This window comes from Dactylosporangium sp. NPDC051484, from assembly GCF_040689395.1.
Classification (GTDB): Bacteria; Actinomycetota; Actinomycetes; order Mycobacteriales; family Micromonosporaceae; genus Dactylosporangium.
Map to the genome: position 1 here is coordinate 97297 of NZ_JBFAZX010000024.1, position 22694 is coordinate 119990.

Sequence of the window (22694 nt, forward strand, 5' to 3'; positions counted from 1 at the left end):
CGTTCAGACGCTCACGTACTGCTGCCGGTTGATGGACCGGGCGATCCGGTTCGCCGACAGCACGGTGACGGCGATGACCGCGCCCGGCAGGCTGGCCATCCACCAGGCGGCGGACAGATAGTCCCGGCCGCCGGCGACGAGGCTGCCCCACTCGGGCGCCGGTGGCGGCGCGCCGAAGCCGAGGAAGCTCAGCGCCGAGATGCTCAGCAGGGCCAGCCCGAGTTCGAGCGTGGCGAGCACGAGCACCGGCCCGGCCGCGTTGGGCAGCACGTGGCGGGTGAGCAGCCGCAGCCGGCCGATGCCGGCGAACGTCGTGGCCTCGATGTAGGCCATGCCACGGATGCGCAGCACCTCGGCTCGCATCACCCGGGCGAACGCGGCGACGTTGCCGATGCCGACCGCGATCGCGATGTTGACGGTGCCGAAACCCAGGGCCGTGATGAAGGCCAGCGAGATCAGCAGCGCCGGCACGGCGAGCAGAACGTCGACGACACGCATCAGGATGTCGTCGACCCACCGGCCGAAGTAGCCGGCGAGCAGACCCATCAGCGATCCGATCAGCAGTCCTAGCAGTACCGCGACGGCGACCGCCTGGACCGATGCCGAGGTGCCGTGCACGACCCGGGAGAACACGTCACGGCCGAGGTTGTCGGTGCCGAACAGGTGCTGGGCGTTCGGCGCCGTCAGCCGCGGGCCGGTCGCCCGCAGTGGATCGGCGTCGGTGAACAGGGACGGCACGGCGGCGGCGAGCAGGACGGCGACCAGGACCGCCCAGGAAAGGATCAGCCCGGGCTGCCGCAGGATCGTCCACAGCCAGGCGAACCGGGCGGTGTCCGCTGGGCGCGTTCCGGCGGCGGTGGCCGTGCTCATGTCGCCGTCCTGGCGGGCAGCAGACGGAACCGGCGTGAGGCTCGCACCCGGATCCGTGGGTCGATGACGGGATAGAGGATGTCCACCAGAAAGTTGATCGTGACGAAGGTCGCCGCGGCGAAGACCACCGCCACCAGCACCACGGGCGTGTCCTGGTAGTTGACCGCTCGCACCGTGACGGCGCCGACTCCGGAACGGGAGAAGACGGTTTCCATGACGACGGAGCCGCCGATGAGGTGTCCGGTCGTCATGGCCAGCGCGGTGATGACCGGGATGATGGAGTTCTGCAGCGCGTGCCGGAGCAGCACCCGGGCCCGGGAGGCTCCGCGGGCGCGGGCGGCCTCGATGTAGGGGGCGTTGAGCGTGGACTCGAGGCTGCGTAACAGGATCTGCGCGGACATCGCGGCGCTGGGGATCGACAGCACCACCGCCGGCATGACGAGGCTTTCGATGCCCTCGTTGCCGATCGCCGGCAGCAGCTGCCATTTGAACGACACGAACTGGATCAGGACCAGGCCGATCCAGAAGGTCGGCACCGACACGCCGGCGGCGGGCAGCGCGACCAGTGCCTGCCGGAGCAGGGGCACTCGGGTGTACGAGGCCAGCAGGGCCCAGGCGATACCGAGGATCATGGCCAGTACCAGGGCGGCGCCGGCCAGTTTGAGTGTCTCCGGGATCGCCTCGACGTACATGGCGGCGGCCGAGTTTCCGGTCTGCACGGACGTACCGAAGTCGCCGTGCAGCGCACCGAGCAGCGCCTTGCCGTATTGCAGCGGCAGTGGCTGGTCCAGGCCCAGCTGGGTGCGGATCTGCGCCAGCTGGGCCGGGTCCAGTACCGACCCGTCGCTCCCGACGCCGGCTTTGTTCAGCGCGGCGTCGCCCGGAAGGGCGTAGAGCAACAGGAAGGTGGCGGTGAAGGCGGCCCAGAGCACGAGCAGCGCGTGCAGGATCCGCCGGGCCGCGTAGCTAGCCATTGACCTGCGCCTCGTAGAGGATGATGGCACTGTCGTCGAACCGCACGCCGGTGACCTTCTTGCTGGCCCCCCACAGGTTGACCATGTCGAAGACGGGGATCTGGTATCCGCGGGTCACCAGGAGCCGCTGAATGTCGTCGATGACCTTGCGCCGCTCGGCCGGGTCGGCGAGCCCGACCTGCTTCTGCAACAGCGGTTCGAGGTCGTTGTCCGGCGGCAGTTGCGCCTTGTTCAAGGTCTTGGTGGAGAACAGGATCCGCAGGGCGTCGGCGTCCACCAGCGCCCCGCTCCAGCGGTGCACATCGTAGTCGCCGGCGACGAGCGCCTTGTTGAAGTCGGTGGTCGGCAGCGGTCGCAGCTTGAATTCGATGCCGACCTCCCGGACCTGCTGCTGGATGACCTCAAGGAACGTCTGGTTGTCCGGGTTGGCGGCGAACGAGGCCGTGATCACCAGACGCTGGCCGTTCTTGGTCCGGATGCCGTCGCCGCCCACCGTCCAGCCCGCCTTCTCCAGCAGGTCCTTGGAGAGCGCGGGGTCGTACCGCAGCGCGTCGGACTGGTCGATGTGGAACGGCGATGCCGCGGTCAGCGAGCCGGTTGCCGGCACGGTGAACCCGTTGTGGGCGGTCTCGGTGAGCCCCTTGCGGTCGATGGCATGGGTCAGCGCAACCCGTACCGCTTCCTCGCTCAGGATCGGCCGGGAGGTGTTGACCTCCAGCGAGACGGCGGGAACCCGGTTGACCGCACGCAGCAGCTGGGTGTTGGCGCCCTTCTCGAGGACCGCACCGTCCTGCCACGAGACAGTTTGGGCTACATCGATCTGCTGGCTGCTCACGCCGCCGGTGCGGACACTCGCCTCGGGCACGATCCGGAAGACCAGCGTCTTGATGCCGGCCGGTCCGGTCCGCTTGTACACCTTGGCCGGCCAGGCGTAGTCCTCGCGCCGTTCGAGCGTTGCCCGCTGGTTACGGACGGCCTCCTTCACCACGAACGGGCCGGAGCCGATCACGCCCTGGCTGCACCGCTCTTCGGGCGTCTTGGCCAGGGTCGCCGGCGATACGAGGCCCAGCTGGAAGTTGGACGTGGCCTGGAGGAACGCGGCGTTGGGCTGGGCGAACCGGATGCTCACGGTCAGCGGGTCGGGGGTGGTGATCTCCTTGAGGCCCGCCACGAAGGCGGCACCGTTGGCCCCCTTGATCTTCGCCAAGGTCTCGAAGTTCGACTTGACGACGCTCGCGTCCAGCTTCGCGCCGTCGCTGAACGTCACGCCGTCACGCAACTTGAAGGTGTAGGTGGTCGCGTCCGGGCTGACCTCCCAGGACGTCGCGAGCCACGGCTCGATCTTCGTGAGGTCGTTGCCGTCGCGTGCGGTCAGCGAGTCGACGATCTGGCGGCCGATGGTGAGGCCGTATCCAAAGTTGTCCTGCTGCGGATCCCAGCACTCCGCCTCGGTGGCCAGGCCGATGGTGAGGGTGGTGTCGCCACCACCGCCCGGCGCGCTCGAAGTGCCGGAGGAGCAGGCGGATGCGCCGATCGCGACGGCACCGAGCGCGGCGGCCAGGGCCAGCCCTCTGGGTCTACGGGGGTTTGCGGTAGGGGTGGTCCACGTCATGGCGATTCCTTGTTCTTGGAGCGTTCAGTGCTGCTCGCAGCTCCCGGTCGGCGGGCGTGGCCATGCGGCATCGATGCCGCGCACCGGGGATGCGGGCAGGGAGAGAGAGCACGTCGTCATGACCGGCGGTGATGCCGCCGGGAACAGTCGTGTGTCAGGTGCGGTGGGGACTGGCGCCGACTACGAACAGAGACCACTCGCCACGCGCACCAGGTCGACGGTGCGTCGTGTGGTCAGCAGGACCGTGAGTGGCATATGCCGATACTCCTACAGGAGAAATAGGAATTGCAAGAGCCATCCAGCCTTTGAGATCTCCGTCGCACATCATGATCACAAATCGGGCCCGCCCCGTTCGGGGCCCTACCGCAGGTAGGCCAGTTCCGGGAAGTGCGACCGGTAGGTTTCGAGCAGCCGCCGGGCCACCGCCACCGAGTCGACGAGCGGGTGGATGGCCATGGCGCGCAGCGCCGAGGTCCACGAGCCGCCGGCCGCCGCATCGAGGACGGCGCGCTCGCTGGCCTTGACCGAGCAGACCAGGCCGGCCGCATGAGCTGGCAGCTGCCCGACCGGGGCGGGCCGCGCCCCCCGCGCATCCACCGTGCAGGGCACCTCGACGACCGCGTCGTCGTCCAGCATCCTGAGGGCGCCCCGGTTGCGCACGTTGAGGATGAGCGTCGCCGGCTCGTCGCTCGCGATGGCTCGCATCACGGCGAGGGCCACGTCCTCGTAGCCGCCGCCTGTCCCGGCATCGTGCGCCGCCGCGGCGAGGCCCGCCGCCGCACGATTCTCGGCCATGTAGGTGGCGTCCCGCTCGGTGCGGACACCATCCCATGTGGACAGTGCGTCGGCGGCCGGGTCAGCGAGCGACGCATAGCACCGTCGCTGCTGGTCGAGCAGGAACGCGCCGCGTGTCTGCGCCGCGTCCCGTGCCGCGGCGCGGGTCTCCCGGTTGCTGTAGTAGTAGTGCAGATACTCGTTCGGAACCGCGCCGAGTGCACGCAGCCAATCGGCGCCGAAGAGCCTGCCCTCCTCGAACGAGTGGAGTGCCACCTCGTCGGCGAGCAGGTCCGGCAGCACGTCCCGCGCGCCGACGTGGACGGCGAGCAGCCAGCCGAGGTGGTTCAGCCCCGCGTAGTCCAGCCGCACCTGGTGCGGGTCGGCGCCGAGCGCCGTGACGACCCGGCGGCCGAGCCCGGCGGGGGTGTCGCAGATGCCGACCACCCGGTCACCGAGATACCGCGTCATGGCCTCGGTGACCAGGCCCGCCGGGTTGGTGAAGTTTATGACCCAGGCGTCCGGCGCGGCCACGGCGATCCGCTCGGCGATCGCGGTGGCGACCGGGACGGTGCGCAGTCCGTACGAGATTCCGCCGGCCCCGACGGTCTCCTGGCCCAGGACATCTGCGGCCAGGGCGACCCGTTCGTCGATGACGCGGCCCTCGAGACCGCCCACCCGGATCGCGACGAAGACGAAGTCGGCACCGGTCACCGCCGCGGCGAGGTCGGTGGTCGCGGTGGCCCGCGGCGCGCCGGGCACGCCGCGGGCCTGCGCGGTCAGGACCCGGCCGATCGCGGCCAGCCGGGTGGCGTCCGTGTCGTGGAGAGTGACCTCGGTGATCCGGTCCTCGGCGACGTCGGCGAGGAGCGCTCGATGGATCAGCGGCACCCGGAATCCGCCGCCGCCAAGGATCGTCAGTCGCATTCCACCATCCCTTGATGGCCCTGCTCGCCGCGTCCTGGGCCTTCCTCAACCCTTCGCCGACACACAGCGATGTCCATCAGGCGGCTTCCGGCAGCCATGCGATCGTCGCCGTCGCCCGCTTCGGCGACCGGCACTCACCCTGGGGAATCATGTCGTCGAGGAAGCCATACTGCGCGGCCAGTTCGGCCTCGCTGGACGCGCTGTGGTGACGGGCCGCCCGTCGCCGCGTCGCGCGCCACCAATCGGCGATGTCGCCCCAGCCGGGCGCGGACAGCGAGCCGCCGAAGTGCTGGACCGACAGCGCCGCGACGAGGTTGGCGAACGCGAGCCGCTGCCGCAGCGGCAGGCCCCACAGCGTCGCGGCGATGAAACTCGCGGTGAAGACGTCCCCGGCGCCGGTGGGGTCCAGGGCGTCCACCTCGATCGCGGGTGCGCTGACCACCAGGCCGGTGTCCGAGTCGATGGCCAGCGCGCCGTTGGATCCGCAGGTCACCACGGCCACCGGCACCCGGTCGGCGAGCCCGCGCAGGGCAGCCTGCGGGGTCTCGGTGCGCGTGTAGTGCATGGCTTCGGCCGCATTGGGCAGGAATGCGTGACAGTCGTCGAGCACATCCAGCGCGGCGACCGACCATGCCGCACTGGCATCCCAGCCGACGTCGGCGAAGACCAGTGCACCCGCGTCCGCGGCCCGGCGCACCCATGGCGCGCGCTCGTCGCCGAGGCTGACGAAGGCGCTGCGCGCAGTAGGCAGGTCACCGACGAGCCCGTCGGCGTTCACCGGCAACGGATGGCCGTGGGTGACCATGCTGCGGTCCCGGTCGTAGACGAGCGAGACGGTCACCGGGGAGTGCCAGTCGTCGAGCCGCCGCGAGGGAGACAAGTCGAGGCCCTCCTGGCCGCTGAGGACCTGCCAGCAGAACTCACCATATACATCGGTGCTGAGCGCTGTGCCCAGGCCGGTGCGCAGGCCGAGCCGCCCGGCCGCGACCGCGAGGTTGGCGATCCCACCCGGGCTCGAGCCCATCCCGGGGGCCCACGCCTCGGTGCCCCGCGCCGGAAGCTCCCGCAGTCCGGTGAAGATGATGTCGAGGAAGACAACCCCGGAGACGAATAGGTCGAGCTGCCCGTCACTGCCCTGCACACAACAGATCATAATCCCACTAACATGATCGGTATAGTGGTTAGTCACCTATCGTCACCCCGCCGGTACGGCGCCCGCACCGCCGGTGATGCACAGTGCAGGCCGAGCGGCCCGCTCTCGAATGCCGGCCCGCGACCGCGCAGCGCCTCCGCTACGCCGCCGGGCAGCTACGACCGTGGCGGCGTCAGATCGACCGGGTCCCCCAGTTCGCGGAGTTCCGGTCGGCCACGACCCGCGAGATCCCCGTCGTCGCCCTGCAGCCGGTCGGCGATTGAACCGGCGCCGCCCGGCCGGCCCACCTCCGGGCCGGCCGGACGGCGTTCAGCCTGCATCCTCGCCAGTGGAGTGACCGTGCTCGCGCACCTCCGGGCCGGTCACCATCTTCGATGTTAGCCATGCCGGCAGCCCTGCATAATCGCGCGGCGGCGGTGTCGTACGGTGTTCCGGTGAACGATCGCGCCTCCCAGCAGCGTCCTGCTGCCCCCAATCGTCCCGGCACCGGCCCGGACCTTCCGTCCAAGGCCGAGAAGCGCACCGCCGCCAAGGCCGCCAAGGCGCGGGCCGCCGCCGCGGCCAAGCGTCGGCAGGTGCTGACCGTAGCGGCCGCGGCCGCGGCCGTCGTCGCCGTGATCACCGTCGTGGTGGTGCTGGCCGTCCGGCGCGACGACCCGGCGGCGACGGCTCAGAGCGGTGCCGGCGCCGTGCCGTCCGGGGCCGCCGCGAGCGTGGACGTCACCGCTGAGGCCACGCGGCCGGCGTTCCCGCCGGTGCCGGCGGACGCCGATCCGGCCCTGTCCACCAAGCCGGCCGCCAAGGCCGGCAGCGGGAGCGTGTCCCAGCTCGCGGTGACCACGCTGATCGAGGGCAAGGGCGCGGCCACGCAGGCGGGCCAGACGATCACGGTGAACTACGTGGGTGTCACGTTCGCCGACGGCAAGGAGTTCGACTCGTCCTGGAGACGTTCGCAGCCGTTCAGCTTCCCCCTCGGTGGCGGCAGGGTCATCCGGGGGTGGGACCAGGGCCTCCTCGGGGTCAAGGTAGGCAGCCGGGTGCAGCTGGACATCCCACCCGCCCTGGCCTATGGCGAGCACCCGGCCGGCGGGGCGCCGGGTGGCACGCTGCGGTTCATCGTGGACGTCCTGTCCGCCGCGTAGCCGGCCGCGGCCGGACAGGTCGCGGTCGCCATCATCCCGGGGGCCGCCGCGGGGCAGCGCGGCCGGCCATGTCGGCAGTACGATGCGGTTCCTGTCGCTCGGCGGGCCCTTCTGCCGCGACTGCGGACTGTCCACGTTCCGCCAGATGACCGCGCGAACGCTCGTGCAGGGTTGGTACGGCTACGCCTCGTTCGTGATCACGCCGATCACCGTGCTGATGAACATCGTTCGGCGGAGTAGGGTGGCGAACCTCGCGCCACCGCAGGCGCCACCGGCCGGGGCAAGCCGGCAGCCGATGGACCCGGGCCCGCCGCTGTTGGCGCGGCCGATGGCGATCATCGGGCTGCTCATCCCGGTCACGCTCGCCGTCATCCTCATCGCACTGGCCGCTACGTCGAACGGCTGACGCACAGCCGACGTCGTGGCCGCATCCTGACTGATTGTCCCTGTTCGAACCCGTTCTGCGGAGTCAGGGCCGCCCAGTGCGCGGGCGGGTTCCGGGGTTCCGATCGGCGTAGAGCGCCGACAGGGGTGGACTTGCCGATGCCCGGCGGGCCGTTCCGATGAATGAGTCGCGCCATCCCGCCACCTTCTATCAAAGGCGATACCGGCGAGGCCATCTGGGCAGCAGCCACGTCAGCGCGGCCAGCACCAAACGGGCAGAACCGAAGGTACCGGGACCTGAATGCGCCGCGTCCGACTACGGGTTGCCCGCAAGATCCGCGGGGCAAGGCCGCAGCAGAATCGCCGGGACGTCGGATGCCGGATGGGCCATCGCTCCGTTCTACTCAGGGGGTCCAGGGTCACGTGGTCGGCGTGACGGCGGGTGGGCGTCGGATGGGATCACCGCCTCCGGAGCCCGGCGGCCACCACACCGAAGACCGCCTCCGCCTGTACACCACCCTCGCCGCGGGCGCTGGGTGCCATCCAGCACGACGTTCGACGAGAGCCGATGAGTGACAAGCCGATAGTTGGGCACGATCGCACCGCCTGCAACCGATGGATCGCGCCGGCGGGGTCGACGAAACACAGCGAAACCATCGACGCCGACCACGTGCTGTCAGCTGATTGAGCTGTCCGTGCCTACCAACGCGGATCTCGCCGAGTCGTCCGTATCCGATACGCAGGTGCTGCTCCGGGCGCCGGATCCCGGCGGCCCGGCCGGCAGCGTGCAGGAGCCGGCCGCCGCGGTGTTCGTCGACGAGTCGGGACGCCGACGCAGGCTCCTGCGTTGGTGTGGCGCGGTTGTGGCCATCGCATGCGTCGGCTTCGCGACGCTGTTGGGGCTGAGCGTCGTGGGTGGGAAGCTGAACGCGCCCGATACATCCATTCCGAGTGGTACCTCCGGGGCGCCGACGGCCCTGGCGGCGCCTGGCCACCACGTTGCGACCCACCGGCCTCAGCCGTCCCCCAAACACACCGGCGCACAGCCGACTCCCGAGTCCGGCAGCCCCACCGCGACGCGTTCACCGAAACGCACACCGACCCCGAACCGGTCACCGGCGCACACCCCGTCCAGGGCGGCCTGATGCGAAGCGCACGCGGGGCCGCAGCTGACGGCCACCCGGCGGCGAGTGGCCCGCCTCCGGTTGCCCCGGGATCGCCGATGGCGTCGCGTTTCGTGCGCGGCACACTGGCCACCGTTCTCGGTGTCGCGTTCACGCTGACCCTGCTGGTCAACGGGTACTCAAGCTCGGTCATCGGCCGGGACGGCCGCATCCACCCGCCCGCGCCGACGGACGCGGTGCCTGACTCGGTGCTGGAGGGCGGCTGCGTGGTGGACGCCCGCGGCGCGGCGGTGCGGACCTATCACGCTCCGCCGAAGACGATCGTGCTGAGTTTCGACGATGGTCCGGATCCGACGTGGACGCCTCAGATCCTTGCCGTACTGCAGCGTCATCATGTGCCCGCCACCTTCTTCGTGGTCGGCGAGATGACCGCTCGATACCCGGAGATCGTCCGGCAGGAGCTCGCTCAGGGCGACGAAGTGGGCATCCACACGTTCACCCATCCGGATCTGGAGAACCAGCCCGCCTGGCGGATCGACCTGGAGCTGTCGCAGAGCCAGTTGGCGCTCGCCGGTGCCGCCGGGATCAACAGCTCGCTGGTTCGCATGCCGTACTCGTCCGAGGTCTCGGCGCTGGACAACCTGTCGTGGCCGGTGGTGCAGCGGCTGGGCAAGCAGGACTACCTCGTCGCTTTCGTCGACACCGATTCGGAGGACTGGGCCCGGCCCGGCGTGGCCCGGACCGTGGCCAACGCCGTCCCGCCGAACGGGCAGGGCTCGGTGGTCCTCATGCACGATGCGGGCGGTGACCGGTCGCAGACCGTCGCCGCGCTCGACCTGTTCATCACGACCATGCAGCGGCGTGGCTACCGGTTCGACACGCTCACCGGTGCGCTCGGGGCAGCCTCCGCCGATCATCGGGCCGACGCCAACGAGCTCCGGCTCGGCCGGCTGTTCATATGGTCGATCCAAGGGGCTGGCACGGGGGTCCTCGTGCTCGTCAACCTGTTGGCCCTCGTCGGGGTGCTGACGCTGGCGCGTACGCTGCTGATGCTGATCCTCGCCGGCCGTCAGCGCCGCGCCGCGCGAAAGGCACGACGTCGGCTGCCGGCGGTGACCGATCCGGTGACGGTACTCGTACCGGCGTACAACGAGCATCGGTGCATTGAAGCGACGCTGCGGTCGCTGCGCGGCAGCGACCACCCGATCGAGATCATCGTGATCGACGACGGCTCCACCGACGGCACCGCCGCGACGGCCGAGGCGCTCGGTCTGCCCGGCGTCCGGGTGGTACGTCAACAAAACGCCGGAAAGGCGGCGGCGCTCAACCGCGGGATCGCACTGGCGCGGCACGAACTGATCGCGATGGTCGACGCGGACACCGTCTTCGAGCCGGGTTCGATCCGGCGGCTCGTGCAGCCCTTCGCCGACCCCGCGGTGGGTGCGGTGGCCGGCAACGCGAAGGTGGGCAACCGCCGCAACGTGATCGCATTGTGGCAGCACATCGAGTACGTCATCGGGTTCAACCTGGACCGGCGCATGTACGAGGTGCTGCGGTGCATGCCGACCGTCCCCGGCGCGATCGGCGCGTTTCGCCGGTCGGCGCTCGTCGATGTGGGCGGGATGAGTTCGGACACCCTCGCCGAGGACACCGACGTCACCATGGCACTGCAACGGTCGGGGTGGCGGGTGGTGTACGCGGAGGATGCACGCGCGTTCACCGAGGCGCCCTCGTCTTTGGGACAGCTGTACCGGCAGCGGTACCGGTGGAGTTACGGCACCATGCAGTCCATCTGGAAGCATCGCCGCGCGGTTGTCGAGTCCGGCCCCTCCGGCCGGTTCGGGCGTTTCGGACTGCCGATGGCGGCGCTGTTCCAGATCCTGCTCCCACTGCTGGCACCATTGATCGACGTCTTCACCATCTACGGCATCGCGTTCATCAGCCCGCTGCGGACCGCGGTCGCCTGGCTGGCGCTGCTGGCCGTCCAGGCCTTGTGCGCCCTGTACGCCTTCTGGCTGGACCGCGAGCGGCCGTGGCCGCTGCTCCTCCTGCCGATCCAGCAGATCCTCTACCGCCAGTTGATGTACCTGGTGCTCATGCAGGCCGTGGTGTCGGCGCTCAGCGGGCGCCGGCTGCGATGGCACAAGCTCCAGCGCGTCGGAGGGCTGGGTCTGCCGGACCAACCGTCAGGAACCGGTGCGCTACGGGCAGGGCAGCTCCGGTGACCGTTCGACGCCGTCACACGACGCCGGTCGTGGCGGCGCTCGGCACGCTGCTCGCCGCAAGCGCGTGCGGAGTCGCCGACGGCGTCCGAACGGCAACTCCTGCCCCCAGTACCGCCGGCCCCGCCACCGCACGCGTCTCCCCGCCCGCCGACCCGGCCATGGCCTCCGCGCCGTACCTCTACCTGGGAGGCGACAACCCGCCCGACCCCACGGCCGTCATGAGGGCCACCGGCGTCCGGTGGTTCACGCTGGCGTTCGTGCTCAGCCGAGGCCGGTGCGATCCGCAGTGGGACGGGACGCGGCCGCTGGTCGGGGGCGCGGACCAGGGTGCCATCACCGCCATACGCGACGCCGGCGGCGACGTCATCGCGTCCTTCGGCGGCAAGGACGGCCCTTGGCTGGAAGAGTCGTGCGGCACGCCCGGCCAACTGGCCGCCGCCTACCAGCGCGTGATCGACGCCTACCGCCTCAAGGCCATCGACATCGACGTCGAAGGCACGGTGTACGACAGTCCGGTCCTGCAGCAGCGAATCATCGACGCGCTGAAAATCGTCAAAGCGGCCGACCCGGGTTTGACGGTCGACGTGACCTTTCCCATCGCCGCATCCGGACCGGACTCCACCATGGTCAATCGCGCGGCGGCCGCCGGGCTGCCGGTGGACGGCTGGACAGCCATGCCGTTCGACATGGACGCGGCCGGCCAGAACATGGGGAACCTGACCCAACAGCTGATCGACCGGCTGGCGACGGTCGTCGCAGCCGCTTACCGGTACTCCCAGGAGCAGGCATTCCGGCACGTCGGCATATCGTCGATGAACGGCATCACCGACGCGCACGAGACCGTGACCGAAGCCGACTTCCGGGCGATGCTCGCCTACGCCCGGCGCCGCCACCTGGCCCGGTTGACGTTCTGGTCGATCAACCGCGACCGGTCGTGCGCCGCAGGCGTGAGCGCCGGTGACACCTGCAGCGGGATACGCCAATCCGACTGGGCCTTCACCCGGATCATGGCCGGATACCGAGCATGAGCGTCCACCGCTGCTCGCGCCGGTGCGGGTTACATCGGTGACATGACTTCATAGAGATTGCGGGCGTCATCCGTGAAATAGAAGGCCGCGGGCGCACAACGGATGGTCGGTGCGGCCGTTGTCAGGTTCGTCGGGTTCGCTGCCATAGGGCACGCCGCCGGCATGCAGCCGGGCCAGGATCTGATCGAAGGTTGCCGGGTTTGCTGCGCATCGATCTTGCACTTGTGGTGCCCGACAAACCCGGCATTCGTGGAGTGTCTCGGCACCAGAACTGCAAGATCGACAACGGTGACCCCGGTCAACGTTGGTGGACATCGCACTAGCAGCAGCGCGGCAAGGCGTCCCTGCGGCCAGCACCCATCATCATTTTTGAATACAATGTCCTGCGCGACGAGGTGAGCAGGACGCGGACGCGCTGGCCGATGCGGGCGGGACGGGCACCGCCCTGCACTACGCCGGAATGGTCCATGGCGTCTTCCGCCGGCTTGCCGTATGTGACGCGGCAGGGACGGCCGCCGATCAGGTCGCGGCGTTCTTGGCGCACACCTGGCCGATATGGAGGCGATGTGAAATACGCGAAGTTGGTGCCGCAGCTGATCGAAGGTTGGGCGACTACCCGCCCCGACGCCCCAGCGCTGGTCGGTCCTCATGGTGTGACCACCTACGCCGAACTGTGGGAGCAGGCGACGGCCTGGGCGGGCGCGATCGGCGAGTTGGCCGGCCCCGACCCGGTGGTGGGTGTCATGCGGTCCCGCGATGCGTTGATCCCAGTAGTTCAACTGGCTGCTTGGATGGCGGGTGCCGCGTACCTGCCATTGGATCCCAGTCTCCCGCGAGGACGACTCGAGACGATCTTGCGCGAGGCTGGCTGTCGGGCCGTATTCACCACCGACGAGCTGCGGCACCTGTTGCCGGATCACATCGTAACGATCACCCGACCCGCTGCGGCGATTGCCCCGATGCCATGGGACCCCGAGCGGCTCGCGTACGTCATCTACACCTCCGGATCGACCGGCACGCCGAAAGGCGTCGAGATCGAACACCGAAATCTAGCCGCGTTGATGCATTGGTACCGGGACTTCTATACGCTCGGGCAGGACTCCCGTACGTCGATGTTCTCCAACGTCGCCTTCGACTGCCTCGTCGTCGACGTATGGGCTGCGCTCCACGCGGGTGGCGCCGTCGCAGTCCCAGAGCAGTCCGTGTTGAGCGACCCGCACGAGATGGCACGCTTCCTGGACGAGTTCGGGGTCCAGCACTCGAACATGCCGACAGCGATGTTCGAGCGCCTCCTGGCGGCCGGCGTCCAGTCGACGACGGTCCGGACGATCGAGACCGGTTCCGAGCAACTTCGCAGCTGGCCAGCCCCCGACTATCCGGCTGCCGTGTACAACGCCTACGGGCCGACTGAGGCCACCGTTCAGGTGACGATCACCGGCGACCTACGCACGTACCGCCAGCGCAACAGCCTGCCGCCGCTGGGGCGGCCGTTGCCCGGTGTGGAAATCGCGCTGGTCGACTCGTCCGGTACCACTATTACCGAACCAGGACGCAGTGGCGAGCTGGTCATCAGTGGAGACCTGGTCGGTCGCGGTTACCGCAACCGGCCTGAGCTGACCCTTGTGGTGTTCACAGCAGGACCGCCCCGCGCTTATCGTACGGGCGACTTGTGCCGATGGAATGCCGACGGTGAGCTGGAGTACCTGGGCCGTATCGACGACCAGGTGCAGCTCACGGGTTACCGGGTTGAGCCTGGCGAGATCGAGCAGCAGATGATGCGGGTGCCGGGGGTCCGGCTCGCCGTCGTCGCGCCGGTCGGCGAGGGCACGTCCGTGTCGCTGCATGCATGGGTTGAGGGCGAGATCGAACCAGAGAAGTTGACGGCAGCCCTGCGAGAGAACCTGCCGGAGTACATGGTCCCAGTCACGCTCAAAGTACTCGACCAGCTGCCGATGACGGTGAACGGAAAGATCGACCGGCGCGAACTCGTCGCCGCGCTCGGCACCGTATGACATCGGGTTCGTCGTGTTCGACGGCGACGCGTCCGCCGCGCAGGCCCGGGTGGCGGCGCTGGCCGACGCGCACGCCAGCGTCGTCTCCGCCGCCTGGTCCACGCTGCCCACCGTCGTGGCGCTCGTCGACGACCGCGGCTGATCGGCACGGCCGCGGTGCCATGCACGCCAGCGCACTGTCGGTCGCGGACGGCGGGGCAGCACCGAGCCGGTGAGCTAGGTAACAAGTCGGGCGTTTCGGCGCCTCTTCGCCGATACTGGGAGCTGAAGCCGCTGAAGCGGCATTCCCGGACGAGGGCGAGTCGTACCCGGCCTGCAAAGACGACCGTTCATGAAGGTAGTGGTCGTCATGCCTTGGCTCGTTCTGATCATTTCCGGACTCCTGGAGTCCGTGTGGGCGATTGCGCTGTCGAAGTCGGCAGGCTTCACTCGTGCCACCCCGTCGGTGGTCTTCGTGGTCGGCCTGATCGGCAGCATGATCGGACTCGGCTACGCGCTGCGCACCATCCCGATCGGCACCGGTTATGCGGTGTGGGTGGGCATCGGCGTGGCGGGCACCGCGCTCGCGGGGATGTCCTTCCTGGGCGAGCCGGCCAACGCCCTGCGCATCCTGTCGCTCCTGCTGGTGATCGCCGGGGTCGTCGGACTGAAGCTGTTCCACTGATCGCGGCGGGCCTCGGATGCTGGAAGCCGCATCCGAGGCCCGCAGATCTGGACGAGTGAGAGCGACCGTCAAGCTCGGCATCGCGAGCCGAGTTCGGGCGGCGCTGGCCTCGTCCTGCGATCCGCATCGACCAGCCATCATGTTCGCCGTGATCACGGAGTGAACATGCACCAGAAGCAGCACGTTCACTCCGTGATCACGGCGAACCCCGCGCATCGTGGACGCCAGGCGCATGATCACGAAACGTTGCCCGCGGGCCCAGCCGGCTTCGTGCCCGAGTACCGTAGTTCGTACACATACTGTTTGACTTCAGGAAGTTGCATGGCTCCCTCCGCTGCCGGGTCGGCTCGCCGGGCGGACGCGCGACAGAACGCCGAGAAGATCGTGCGGGCGGCGATCACCTGCCTCGGGCGCAGTCCGGAGGCGAGCATGAACGACATCGCGAAGGAGGCCGGGGTCGGCAGGGTGACCCTGTACGGGCACTTCCCATCCCGAGAGGCTCTGGTCGAAGCGGCGTTGGTGCGCCTGCTGACCGAGGGCGACAAGGTGTTGGAGGCCGTCGATCTCACCGGCGATCCCCGCGACGGACTGTGGGCGCTCATGGAATCCAGCTGGCTGCTGATCGCCCAGGCAGCCTCCGTCCAGCAGGCGGCGCAGACGGTTCCGCCCCCTGGCCAGGTGCGGCAACCGCATGCCAAACCGGAGCAGCGGGTTCATGATCTGATCCGCCGCGGACAGGCCGAAGGCGTTTTCCGGACCGACATCCCGGCGGACCTGCTGGCCCGCGTCTTGCACCACATCCTGCTCGGCGCGGCGACCGACGTCGCGGCCGGGCGGCTCGATACGACAGATGCGCCACATCTCGTTGCCGAGATGGCTTTGGCTGTATGCGCGGTGCCAGCGCCGACGCAGCACCGCGCCGCGCGCCCTCGCTGATGCCGGATCAGCTGGGCGCAGGTCGTCGGGAGCTTCAAGATGCCGTGCTAGGCACATGGCGAACGTTCAGCGCGGTCGATCGGCGAAATGATCACCGTATGTATCGGCATACTGAACGACGTGTCTGGGCCGGCAGGATCCCACCGTGAACCGCGCGCCGATGGCCGGCGTCGGCACATCGCCGCAAAAGGGCGGAGACTCGCCGTTCGCACGCCGAGGGGAACCGATCCGCACCACTCATTCGTCTATCAACGGGATACGCCGGTGGGGGTTGAGGAGAAGGCATGCGAACACGTACCGTAGCGGCGATGTTAGGCGTCGTCGTCACGCTGGGCGTGGGGGTGGACCTGGCCGGCGACGTGGGCGGATGGCACGGCCCGGCAATGGTGTTCACCGATCACACGACGGCCGTCTGCGCCGGTCCGTCGGTCACAACCGCCTCGCCCCGGCCGTCCTGCCGCCGGTCGGCCTGCACGCACGCATCACCCGCGGCAGGCCGGCCGGGCGAGCCGCACCACGCGGGCCCGGCACCCGACCGGCGGCTGAGATGGCACTGCCCGAGGCGGCACCCGTCGTACAAGCGCCAACCCTCGCCGGACGCGACCAGGGTGCCGCCGCTCGCCGCCCGATCCACGCAGGGATACGCCCGATGACGTCGCCGCTGGATTGGTCACTGCTGCACGGCGGGCTGCCGATCGCCGTTGGGGTAACCGCCGCGGCCGGGATGGGGCTGCTGCTGTACCGCGCGGCGCGCGGGCGGATCCGCCGGGGACTGATCGCCTGCGGGTCGGCCGTGGCGCTCAGCGCCGCCGGCGGATGGTACGTCGACCGCGTGTGGCGGCCGTTCCCCGACCGCCTCCCGGCCGAGGTCCTCGGCTGGGTCGCGTTCGGGCTCGCCGGTGCCGGGCTGGCAGTGGTGTGCTGGCCGGGCACGGGATGGCGGCGGCGCTGCGTGGCGGTGCTGGCCGCGGCGGCGACCGTGCTGGGCAGCGGGCTGGCGATCAACGGCCTGTACGGCGAGTACAGCACGGTGCGCGCCGCGCTCGGCCTGCGACCGGCCAACAAGATCCGGCTGGAGGACGTGGAGCCGCACGCCCGCCGCAGCGTCGAGCCGGTGCCGGACCGGCCGCTGGCCGCGGTTTGGCACCGGCCGGCCTACCTGCCCGCCGCCGGGCGGCTGCTGAGCGCGCCCGTCCCCGGCGAGAAGTCGGGCTTCGCCGCGCGGCCGGCCTGGGTGTACCTCCCGCCGGCCTACCTCGCGACCGAGCGCGCCGTGCTGCCGGTGCTGGTGCTGCTCGCCGGTCAGCCGGGCAGCTCGCGCGACTGGCTCGACGGTGGCCGGGTCGACGAGGTGATGGACCGTTTCGCCCGCGAACACGACGGCCTGGCACCGCTGGTGGTGATGCCCGACGCCCTGGGCTCCACGATGGCGAATCCGCTCTGCCTCGACTCCCGCCTCGGCAACGTCGAGACGTACCTCAGCGACGACGTGCCCGCCTGGATCCGGTCGCACTTCGACGTCGACCCGGACGTCCGGCACTGGGCCATCGGCGGTTTCTCCTACGGCGGCACCTGCGCGCTCCAGCTGGGCGTGCGACGGCCCGACCGGTACCTGACGCTGCTGGACATCTCGGGCCAGAACGAGCCGACCCTGGGCGACCGGGCCACGACCGTCGCCGCGGCGTTCGGCGGGGACGCCGCGGCCTTTGCCCGGGTCAACCCGCTCGACATCCTTGCCGCGCAACGTTTTCCGGCCACTGCGGCGCTGCTGGTCGCCGGGCGGGACGACAGCCTGTACGGGCCGCAGCAGCGGACCGTCCGGGCCGCGTGCGAGCGCGCGGGGATGGCCGTGCAGTGGTGGGAGGTGCCGGGCGGGCACGCCTGGCAGGTGGGCGGCGCGGGCCTGGTCGCCGCCCTGCCGCAGCTGTCGGTACGGATCGGGCTCACCGCCGGATGAACCGCTCGGTGCTACGGTCCGCCCCGTTCTGCACGGCGCTGCTCCTCGTAATGTGGCTGGTGGGCGCCGCCTCCGGCACGCTGCGGCACGGGCCGGGCGGCGGGCTGGCCGCCGCCGTCGGCATCGGGCAATGGCCGCAGCGCTGGTGGACACCGCTGACCTCCGCGCTGTACTGCCCGGACCTGACTGGGTACGTGGTCGCCACGCTGGCCGTCGTCGCGCTCGTGGCCCCCATGGAGCGCCGGATCGGCACCCTGCGCACGGCGGCCGTCTGGCTGGCGTTGCAGGTCGTGGCGGTACCGCTGGGGGTGCTCGTGCTCGCGTCCGCGCCCTCCGTGCCCGGCTGGTGGATCCCCGCGCCGGACGGGCCGACGATGGTCGGGCCGGCGCCGGCGGCGATCGGGCTCGCCCTCGCCGGCAGCGCCGTGCTGGCACCGTTGTGGCGCCGGCGGCTACGGCTGGTGCTCGTGGTCGCGCTGGTCATGCTTGTCCTGTACGCCGGCCGCCCCGTCGACCTGGTGGCGTTCGTCGCCGGCCTGGCTGGCCTGGCGCTGGGGCGGCTGCTGCGGCGCGGCGATCCCCCGGCCGCCGGGCCGCCCACCCGCCCCGAGGTCCGGGTGCAGCTGGCGCTGACGGTCGCGGCCTGTGCGGTCGGGCCCCTGGTCGCCACGCTGATCGCGCGCCCGAGCGGGCCGCTCGCGCCGCTTCGGTACATCGTGCTCGCCCTGCCGCCCGAGCTCGCCGACGTGAACGCCGCCTGCGGCGATCCGGAGCTGATCGACCAGTGCCACACGATGCTGGCCCAGCTGCGCGACGCCACCGGCCTGGGGTCGTTGCTGCTGTCGATACTGCCCGCCGCCCTGCTGCTGCTCGCCGCCGAGGGCCTGCGGCGCGGACGGCGCTTCGCGCTGCGTCTCGCCGTGGTCACCAACCTCGCGCTCGCCGGCCTCGGCGCGCTGGCGTTCGATCTGGTACTGCGGCTGGACGACTCCGCGCTGCCGCCCGAGGCCCCAGCGGAGACGGTGTCCGTCGTCGCCGCCGTGGCACAGCCACTGCTGGTCGCGGGCCTGCTGCTGGCGTCGCGTGGCAGCTTCCCGCTCGTGCCCGCACTGTCGCGGCGCCGGGCGCTGTGGCTGCTCGGTGCCGGCGCAGCCGCGGCGGCGGCCGTCGCCTACCTCGTCGGCGGGTACGTGCTGCGCCACCAGTTCGACCCGGCGCCGACGCTCGGGCAGCTGCTGGCCGACCTGCCGCTGCGGTTCCTGCCGATCGGGTACCTCGACCTCTTCTCGCCCGCGTTCGTGCCCCGCGGGGCGCTGGCGCAGGTGCTGCACGGCTGGATCGGCACGGCAGCCTGGCTGGCGCTGCTCACCGGGATCGCGCGCAGCTACTTCGGCGACGAGCCCGAACAGGCGGGCGGCGACGCGGCCCGGGCCCGGCGCCTGCTGGTCGAGCACGGCGGCGACTCGCTGTCGTACATGCTTACCTGGCGCGGCAACAGCTACTGGTTCAGCGACGACGGGCGCGCGGTGCTGGCGTACCGCCTCATCTCGTCCGTCGCCCTCACTCTCGGCGGACCGGTCGGCGACCCGGCCGCGCGCGCCGCCGCCATGCAGGGGTACAGCCGGTACTGCCTCGAACGCGGCTGGACGCCGTGCTTCTACGGCATCACCGAGCCGTGCGCGGACCCGTTGCGCGACAACGGCTGGGGCCTGGTCCAGGTCGCGGAGGAGACGGTGCTGCCCCTGCCCGGGCTGGCCTTCCGCGGCCGGCGGTGGCAGGACGTGCGTACCGCGCTCAACCGTGCCAGTCGCGAGGGCATCGAGGCACGGTGGTACCGCTTCAGCGAGGCGCCGCCGGAGATCGCCGCGCAGGTGCGGACGATCTCCGACGCCTGGGTCGTGGCCAAGGGCCTGCCGGAGATGGGGTTCACCCTGGGCGGCCTCGACGAGCTGCACGACGACGAGGTGCGGTGCCTGGTGGCGGTCGACCAGGACGGGCGCGTTCACGCCGTCACGAGCTGGCTGCCGGTGTACCGCCAGGGTCGGGTGGTCGGCTGGACGCTGGACATGATGCGCCGCCGCCCGGACGGCTTCAACGGCGTCATGGAGCTGCTCATCGCCTCCGCGGCCCTGCGGTGCCAGGAGGAGGGCGCGGAGTTCCTGAGCCTGTCCGGCGCTCCGCTCGCCCGCCGCGACGCCCCGCCCCCGAGCGGTCTGGCGCACCTGCTGCACCGGCTGGGCGGCACCCTCGAACCGATGTACGGCTTCCGCTCCCTGCTCGCGTTCAAGGCGAAGTTCCAGCCGGAATACCGGCCGCTGCTGCTGGCCTACCCCGACCCGGCCGCCCTTCCGACGATCTGTAACGCCGTGACACGTGCCTACCTGCCGCGCCTCACGCCGGCGCAGGGCTTGCGCCTGCTCCGCCAGGCCCTGCGCGCGGCGGGGCCTGCCCGCCGGCCACCCGCCCCTGCCGGCGCTGACCCGACCGCGGCAGGGGCGTGAGCCCATTTCGCCGTCACGGCGTCCGGTCACGCTCGGCGGGCGGCCGCGGCGACGGCGGGGAGGATGAGCATGGCGAGGACGCCGCCGGCGAGTGCGAGGACCGGATAGCCGGTGGCTGCGACGAGCAGCCCGGAGCCCATGCCGCCGGTGGTGCCGGCGACGGCGATCGCGACGTCGACGGCGCCCTGGGTCTTCGCGCGGGTGGCGAGGGGGACGGCGGCGGTGATGAGGGTGGTGCCGGAGACGAGGCCGAGGTTCCAGCCGATGCCGAGCAGCACGAGGGCGACGGCCAGCAGGGCGACGGACTCGCCGGGGGCGGTCGCGGCGACGAGCCCGGCGGCGAGCAGAGTGCCGGCGGAGGCGGCGGCGATCGGACGGCTGCCGTAACGGTCGACGAGCCGGCCGGTGAGCGGGGACGGCAGGTACATCGCGGCGACGTGCAGGGCGATGACGAAGCCGGCCGCGGCGGTGCCGTGGCCGTGGTCGCGCAGGTGGACCGGAGTCATGGTCATGACCGCGACCATGACGAGCTGGGTGAGGACCAGGATGAGGACCCCGAGCCGCAGGCCGGTCCCGGGCCGCTGGGGAGCGTCCGCGGGGGCGGCGGCAGCCGCGGCGGCCTGGGTGCGGGCGAGCAGCAGCGGGTCCGGGCGCAGCCAGAGGGCCAGGACGAGCGCGGCGAGCGCGTAGGCGGCGCCGGCGAGCAGGAACGGCCCGGTCAGCGGCGGCAGGCCGAGGTGCTCGGCGAGCGTGCCGGTCGGCGCGGCGAGGTTGGGGCCGACGACGCCGCCGAGGGTGGTGGCGACCAGGACCGTGGAGATGGCGCGGGCGCGGTGCGCGGGGTCGGCGAGGTCGGCTCCGGCGTAGCGGGCCTGGAGGTTGGTGGCGGTGCCGGCGCCGTAGACGAACAGGGCGGCGAAGAGCAGGGCCGGGCTGTCGATGGCGGCGGCCGTGATGACGCCGGCGCTGCCGAGGGCGCCGGTGAGGTAGCCGGCGGCGAGGCCGGGGCGGCGACCGCGGGCGTTGGACAGCCGCCCGACCGCGACGGCGGCGATGGCGGAGCCGGCGGTGTACAGCGCGGAGGGCAGCCCGGCGAGGCTGGTGGTGCCGAGCATGTCCTGGGCGAGGAAGGCGCCGACGGTGATGCCGGCGGCCAGGCCCGCGCCGCTGAGCACCTGGGAGCAGACGAGGACAGTCAGGATGCGGCGCTGCGTCGTGGCCTGGGCGCTGGTGCCGGTGGTGGGTTCGGGTGGTGCGGTGCGGGTCACGGATGTGCTCTTTCGTTCGGGTGACGCGATCGTCCAGCCGGCCCGGGCGGTGCTCGGGCGGGGCCGGTTCGGGTGCGGGGTTGGCGGGCGGTACGTGTTTGGGCACCGCCGGCCGGCGGGCGGATGGCGAGCGGGGTCGCTGCTCAGGTGGTGGCGGCGGCGATGAGCGCGACCGCGGCCGCGGTGATGTCGTCGGGCGAGGTCCAGCGGCCCAGCGACAGGCGCAGTGCGCCGAGCGCCCGCTCGGGGTGCACGCCCATGGCGGTCAGGACCGGCGAGGGGGTGTGGGTGCCGCTGTGACAGGCCGAGCCGGTGGACGCGGCGATCCGGGGCACGGCGGCGAGCAGGTCGTGGCCGCGGGCGCCGTCGATGCTGACGTTGAGCGTGTTGGGCAGGCACCGGTCCGTGGACCCGTTGCGGTGCACCCGCCCCGGTAGTCCGGTGTCGAGCCGGCGGTGCAGGTCGTCGCGCAGCGCCGCGATCCGCGCCGGGGCGCCGTCGGCGAGGTCACGGGCGGCGAGGTCGGCGGCGGCGCCCAGCGCTACCGCGAGGGCGACGTTCTCGGTGCCGGCCCGCAGCCCGCGTTCCTGCCCGCCGCCGTAGACGACCGGCTCGAGCCGGACCCCGTCGACCGGCAGCACGGTGACCCGGATGCTGTGCAGCCGCCGCAGGGCGCGGCAGGTCTCCAGCACGGCCGGGTGCTCGGTGGCCTGGGTGATCACGTGCGGGCGGGCCGGTCCGGCGGCGAGGGCCGCGCCGCGGATGGCGAGGAGGTTCGCCTCGGAGCCCGAGCCGGTGAACACGATCTCGGCCGGGCGGGCTCCGACAAGCGTGGCGACCTGGCCGCGGGCCCGCCGCAGAGCCGTGCGGGGGCGGTCGCCGTACGGATGGGTGCTGGACGGGTTGCCGAACAGCTCAGTCAGGTGAGGCAGCATGGCGTCGGCGACCCGCGGATCGACCGGCGTGGTGGCGTTGTAGTCCAGGTAGATCGGTCCGCCGGCGAGGCCTGGATGCGGTGGCGGGCCCGCGGTCACGTTTCGCTCCAAGTCGGTCACGGGTGTTCCCCGGTGGTGATGGGGAGGTCGGCGAGGCGCCATTCGAGCATGCCGTCGTTGAGGCGGATGGCTCGTCGTCCGTGGTTGG

General features: G+C 71.2%; 18 protein-coding genes and 1 riboswitch. Of the genes, 11 read left to right on the forward strand and 7 right to left on the reverse strand.

The window, feature by feature from the left end:
- Positions 1-3: 3 nt before the first annotated feature.
- From AB0367_RS29650 to AB0367_RS29670, 5 genes are all read right to left on the reverse strand, one after another.
- Positions 4-870: an ABC transporter permease gene (locus AB0367_RS29650; protein WP_366229751.1), complete on the reverse strand. Its 867-nt coding sequence runs from the start codon at positions 868-870 to the stop codon at positions 4-6.
- Positions 867-1844 (reverse strand): ABC transporter permease, encoded by a 978-nt coding sequence (locus AB0367_RS29655; protein WP_366229752.1) that lies wholly within the window; start codon positions 1842-1844, stop codon positions 867-869. Before AB0367_RS29655 ends, AB0367_RS29650 begins: the two co-directional genes overlap by 4 nt.
- Positions 1837-3456: an ABC transporter substrate-binding protein gene (locus AB0367_RS29660; RefSeq protein ID WP_366229753.1), complete on the reverse strand. Its 1620-nt coding sequence runs from the start codon at positions 3454-3456 to the stop codon at positions 1837-1839. Before AB0367_RS29660 ends, AB0367_RS29655 begins: the two co-directional genes overlap by 8 nt.
- 360 nt (positions 3457-3816) lie before the next feature.
- The gene (locus AB0367_RS29665) at positions 3817-5157 is read right to left on the reverse strand and encodes a 6-phospho-beta-glucosidase (RefSeq protein ID WP_366229754.1); all 1341 of its coding nucleotides are present in this window, start codon (positions 5155-5157) and stop codon (positions 3817-3819) included.
- A gap of 76 nt (positions 5158-5233) precedes the next feature.
- Positions 5234-6298 (reverse strand): PfkB family carbohydrate kinase, encoded by a 1065-nt coding sequence (locus tag AB0367_RS29670; RefSeq protein WP_366229755.1) that lies wholly within the window; start codon positions 6296-6298, stop codon positions 5234-5236.
- A 95-nt stretch (positions 6299-6393) separates the two neighbouring features.
- Here AB0367_RS29670 and AB0367_RS29675 point away from each other — a divergent pair, with 95 nt between their 5' ends.
- The 11 genes from AB0367_RS29675 (at position 6394) to AB0367_RS29725 (ending at position 20283) form a co-directional block, all read left to right on the forward strand.
- On the forward strand, positions 6394-6573 hold the full coding sequence (locus tag AB0367_RS29675; RefSeq protein WP_366229756.1) for a hypothetical protein: 180 nt from the start codon (positions 6394-6396) through the stop codon (positions 6571-6573).
- A 171-nt stretch (positions 6574-6744) separates the two neighbouring features.
- Complete coding sequence (locus tag AB0367_RS29680; protein WP_366229757.1) at positions 6745-7452, forward strand: FKBP-type peptidyl-prolyl cis-trans isomerase; 708 nt, start codon at positions 6745-6747, stop codon at positions 7450-7452.
- A gap of 145 nt (positions 7453-7597) precedes the next feature.
- Positions 7598-7858: a hypothetical protein gene (locus AB0367_RS29685; RefSeq protein WP_366229758.1), complete on the forward strand. Its 261-nt coding sequence runs from the start codon at positions 7598-7600 to the stop codon at positions 7856-7858.
- A 1200-nt stretch (positions 7859-9058) separates the two neighbouring features.
- Positions 9059-11185 carry a glycosyltransferase gene (locus tag AB0367_RS29690; protein ID WP_366229759.1) on the forward strand — a complete coding sequence of 709 codons (2127 nt, stop codon included), beginning with the start codon at positions 9059-9061 and terminating at the stop codon, positions 11183-11185.
- Positions 11182-12213 (forward strand): chitinase, encoded by a 1032-nt coding sequence (locus AB0367_RS29695; protein WP_366229760.1) that lies wholly within the window; start codon positions 11182-11184, stop codon positions 12211-12213. The genes AB0367_RS29690 and AB0367_RS29695 overlap by 4 nt, the downstream gene beginning before the upstream one ends.
- Before the next feature lie 566 nt (positions 12214-12779).
- Positions 12780-14225 carry an amino acid adenylation domain-containing protein gene (locus AB0367_RS29700; RefSeq protein WP_366229761.1) on the forward strand — a complete coding sequence of 482 codons (1446 nt, stop codon included), beginning with the start codon at positions 12780-12782 and terminating at the stop codon, positions 14223-14225.
- A gap of 13 nt (positions 14226-14238) precedes the next feature.
- Complete coding sequence (locus tag AB0367_RS29705) at positions 14239-14367, forward strand: hypothetical protein (RefSeq protein WP_366229762.1); 129 nt, start codon at positions 14239-14241, stop codon at positions 14365-14367.
- Positions 14368-14489: 122 nt separating this feature from the next.
- Positions 14490-14556, forward strand: a riboswitch (guanidine-III (ykkC-III) riboswitch).
- 18 nt (positions 14557-14574) lie between these two features.
- Entirely contained in the window at positions 14575-14889 is a 315-nt protein-coding gene (locus tag AB0367_RS29710; protein WP_366229763.1) for a multidrug efflux SMR transporter, read from the forward strand.
- A 321-nt stretch (positions 14890-15210) separates the two neighbouring features.
- Positions 15211-15825, forward strand: coding sequence for a TetR/AcrR family transcriptional regulator (locus tag AB0367_RS29715; protein WP_366229764.1), 615 nt, complete (start codon positions 15211-15213; stop codon positions 15823-15825).
- Positions 15826-16474: 649 nt separating this feature from the next.
- The gene (locus AB0367_RS29720) at positions 16475-17782 is read left to right on the forward strand and encodes an alpha/beta hydrolase-fold protein (protein ID WP_366229765.1); all 1308 of its coding nucleotides are present in this window, start codon (positions 16475-16477) and stop codon (positions 17780-17782) included.
- Positions 17779-20283: a DUF2156 domain-containing protein gene (locus AB0367_RS29725; protein ID WP_366229766.1), complete on the forward strand. Its 2505-nt coding sequence runs from the start codon at positions 17779-17781 to the stop codon at positions 20281-20283. The genes AB0367_RS29720 and AB0367_RS29725 overlap by 4 nt, the downstream gene beginning before the upstream one ends.
- Positions 20284-20309: 26 nt before the next feature.
- On the opposite strand, the gene AB0367_RS29730 is transcribed toward AB0367_RS29725, so the two are convergent.
- Together AB0367_RS29730 and AB0367_RS29735 are read right to left on the reverse strand one after the other, a co-directional pair.
- Positions 20310-21551: an MFS transporter gene (locus tag AB0367_RS29730; RefSeq protein ID WP_366229767.1), complete on the reverse strand. Its 1242-nt coding sequence runs from the start codon at positions 21549-21551 to the stop codon at positions 20310-20312.
- 143 nt (positions 21552-21694) lie between these two features.
- Positions 21695-22606, reverse strand: coding sequence for an aminotransferase class V-fold PLP-dependent enzyme (locus AB0367_RS29735; RefSeq protein ID WP_366229768.1), 912 nt, complete (start codon positions 22604-22606; stop codon positions 21695-21697).
- Between the last annotated feature and the right edge of the window lie 88 nt (positions 22607-22694).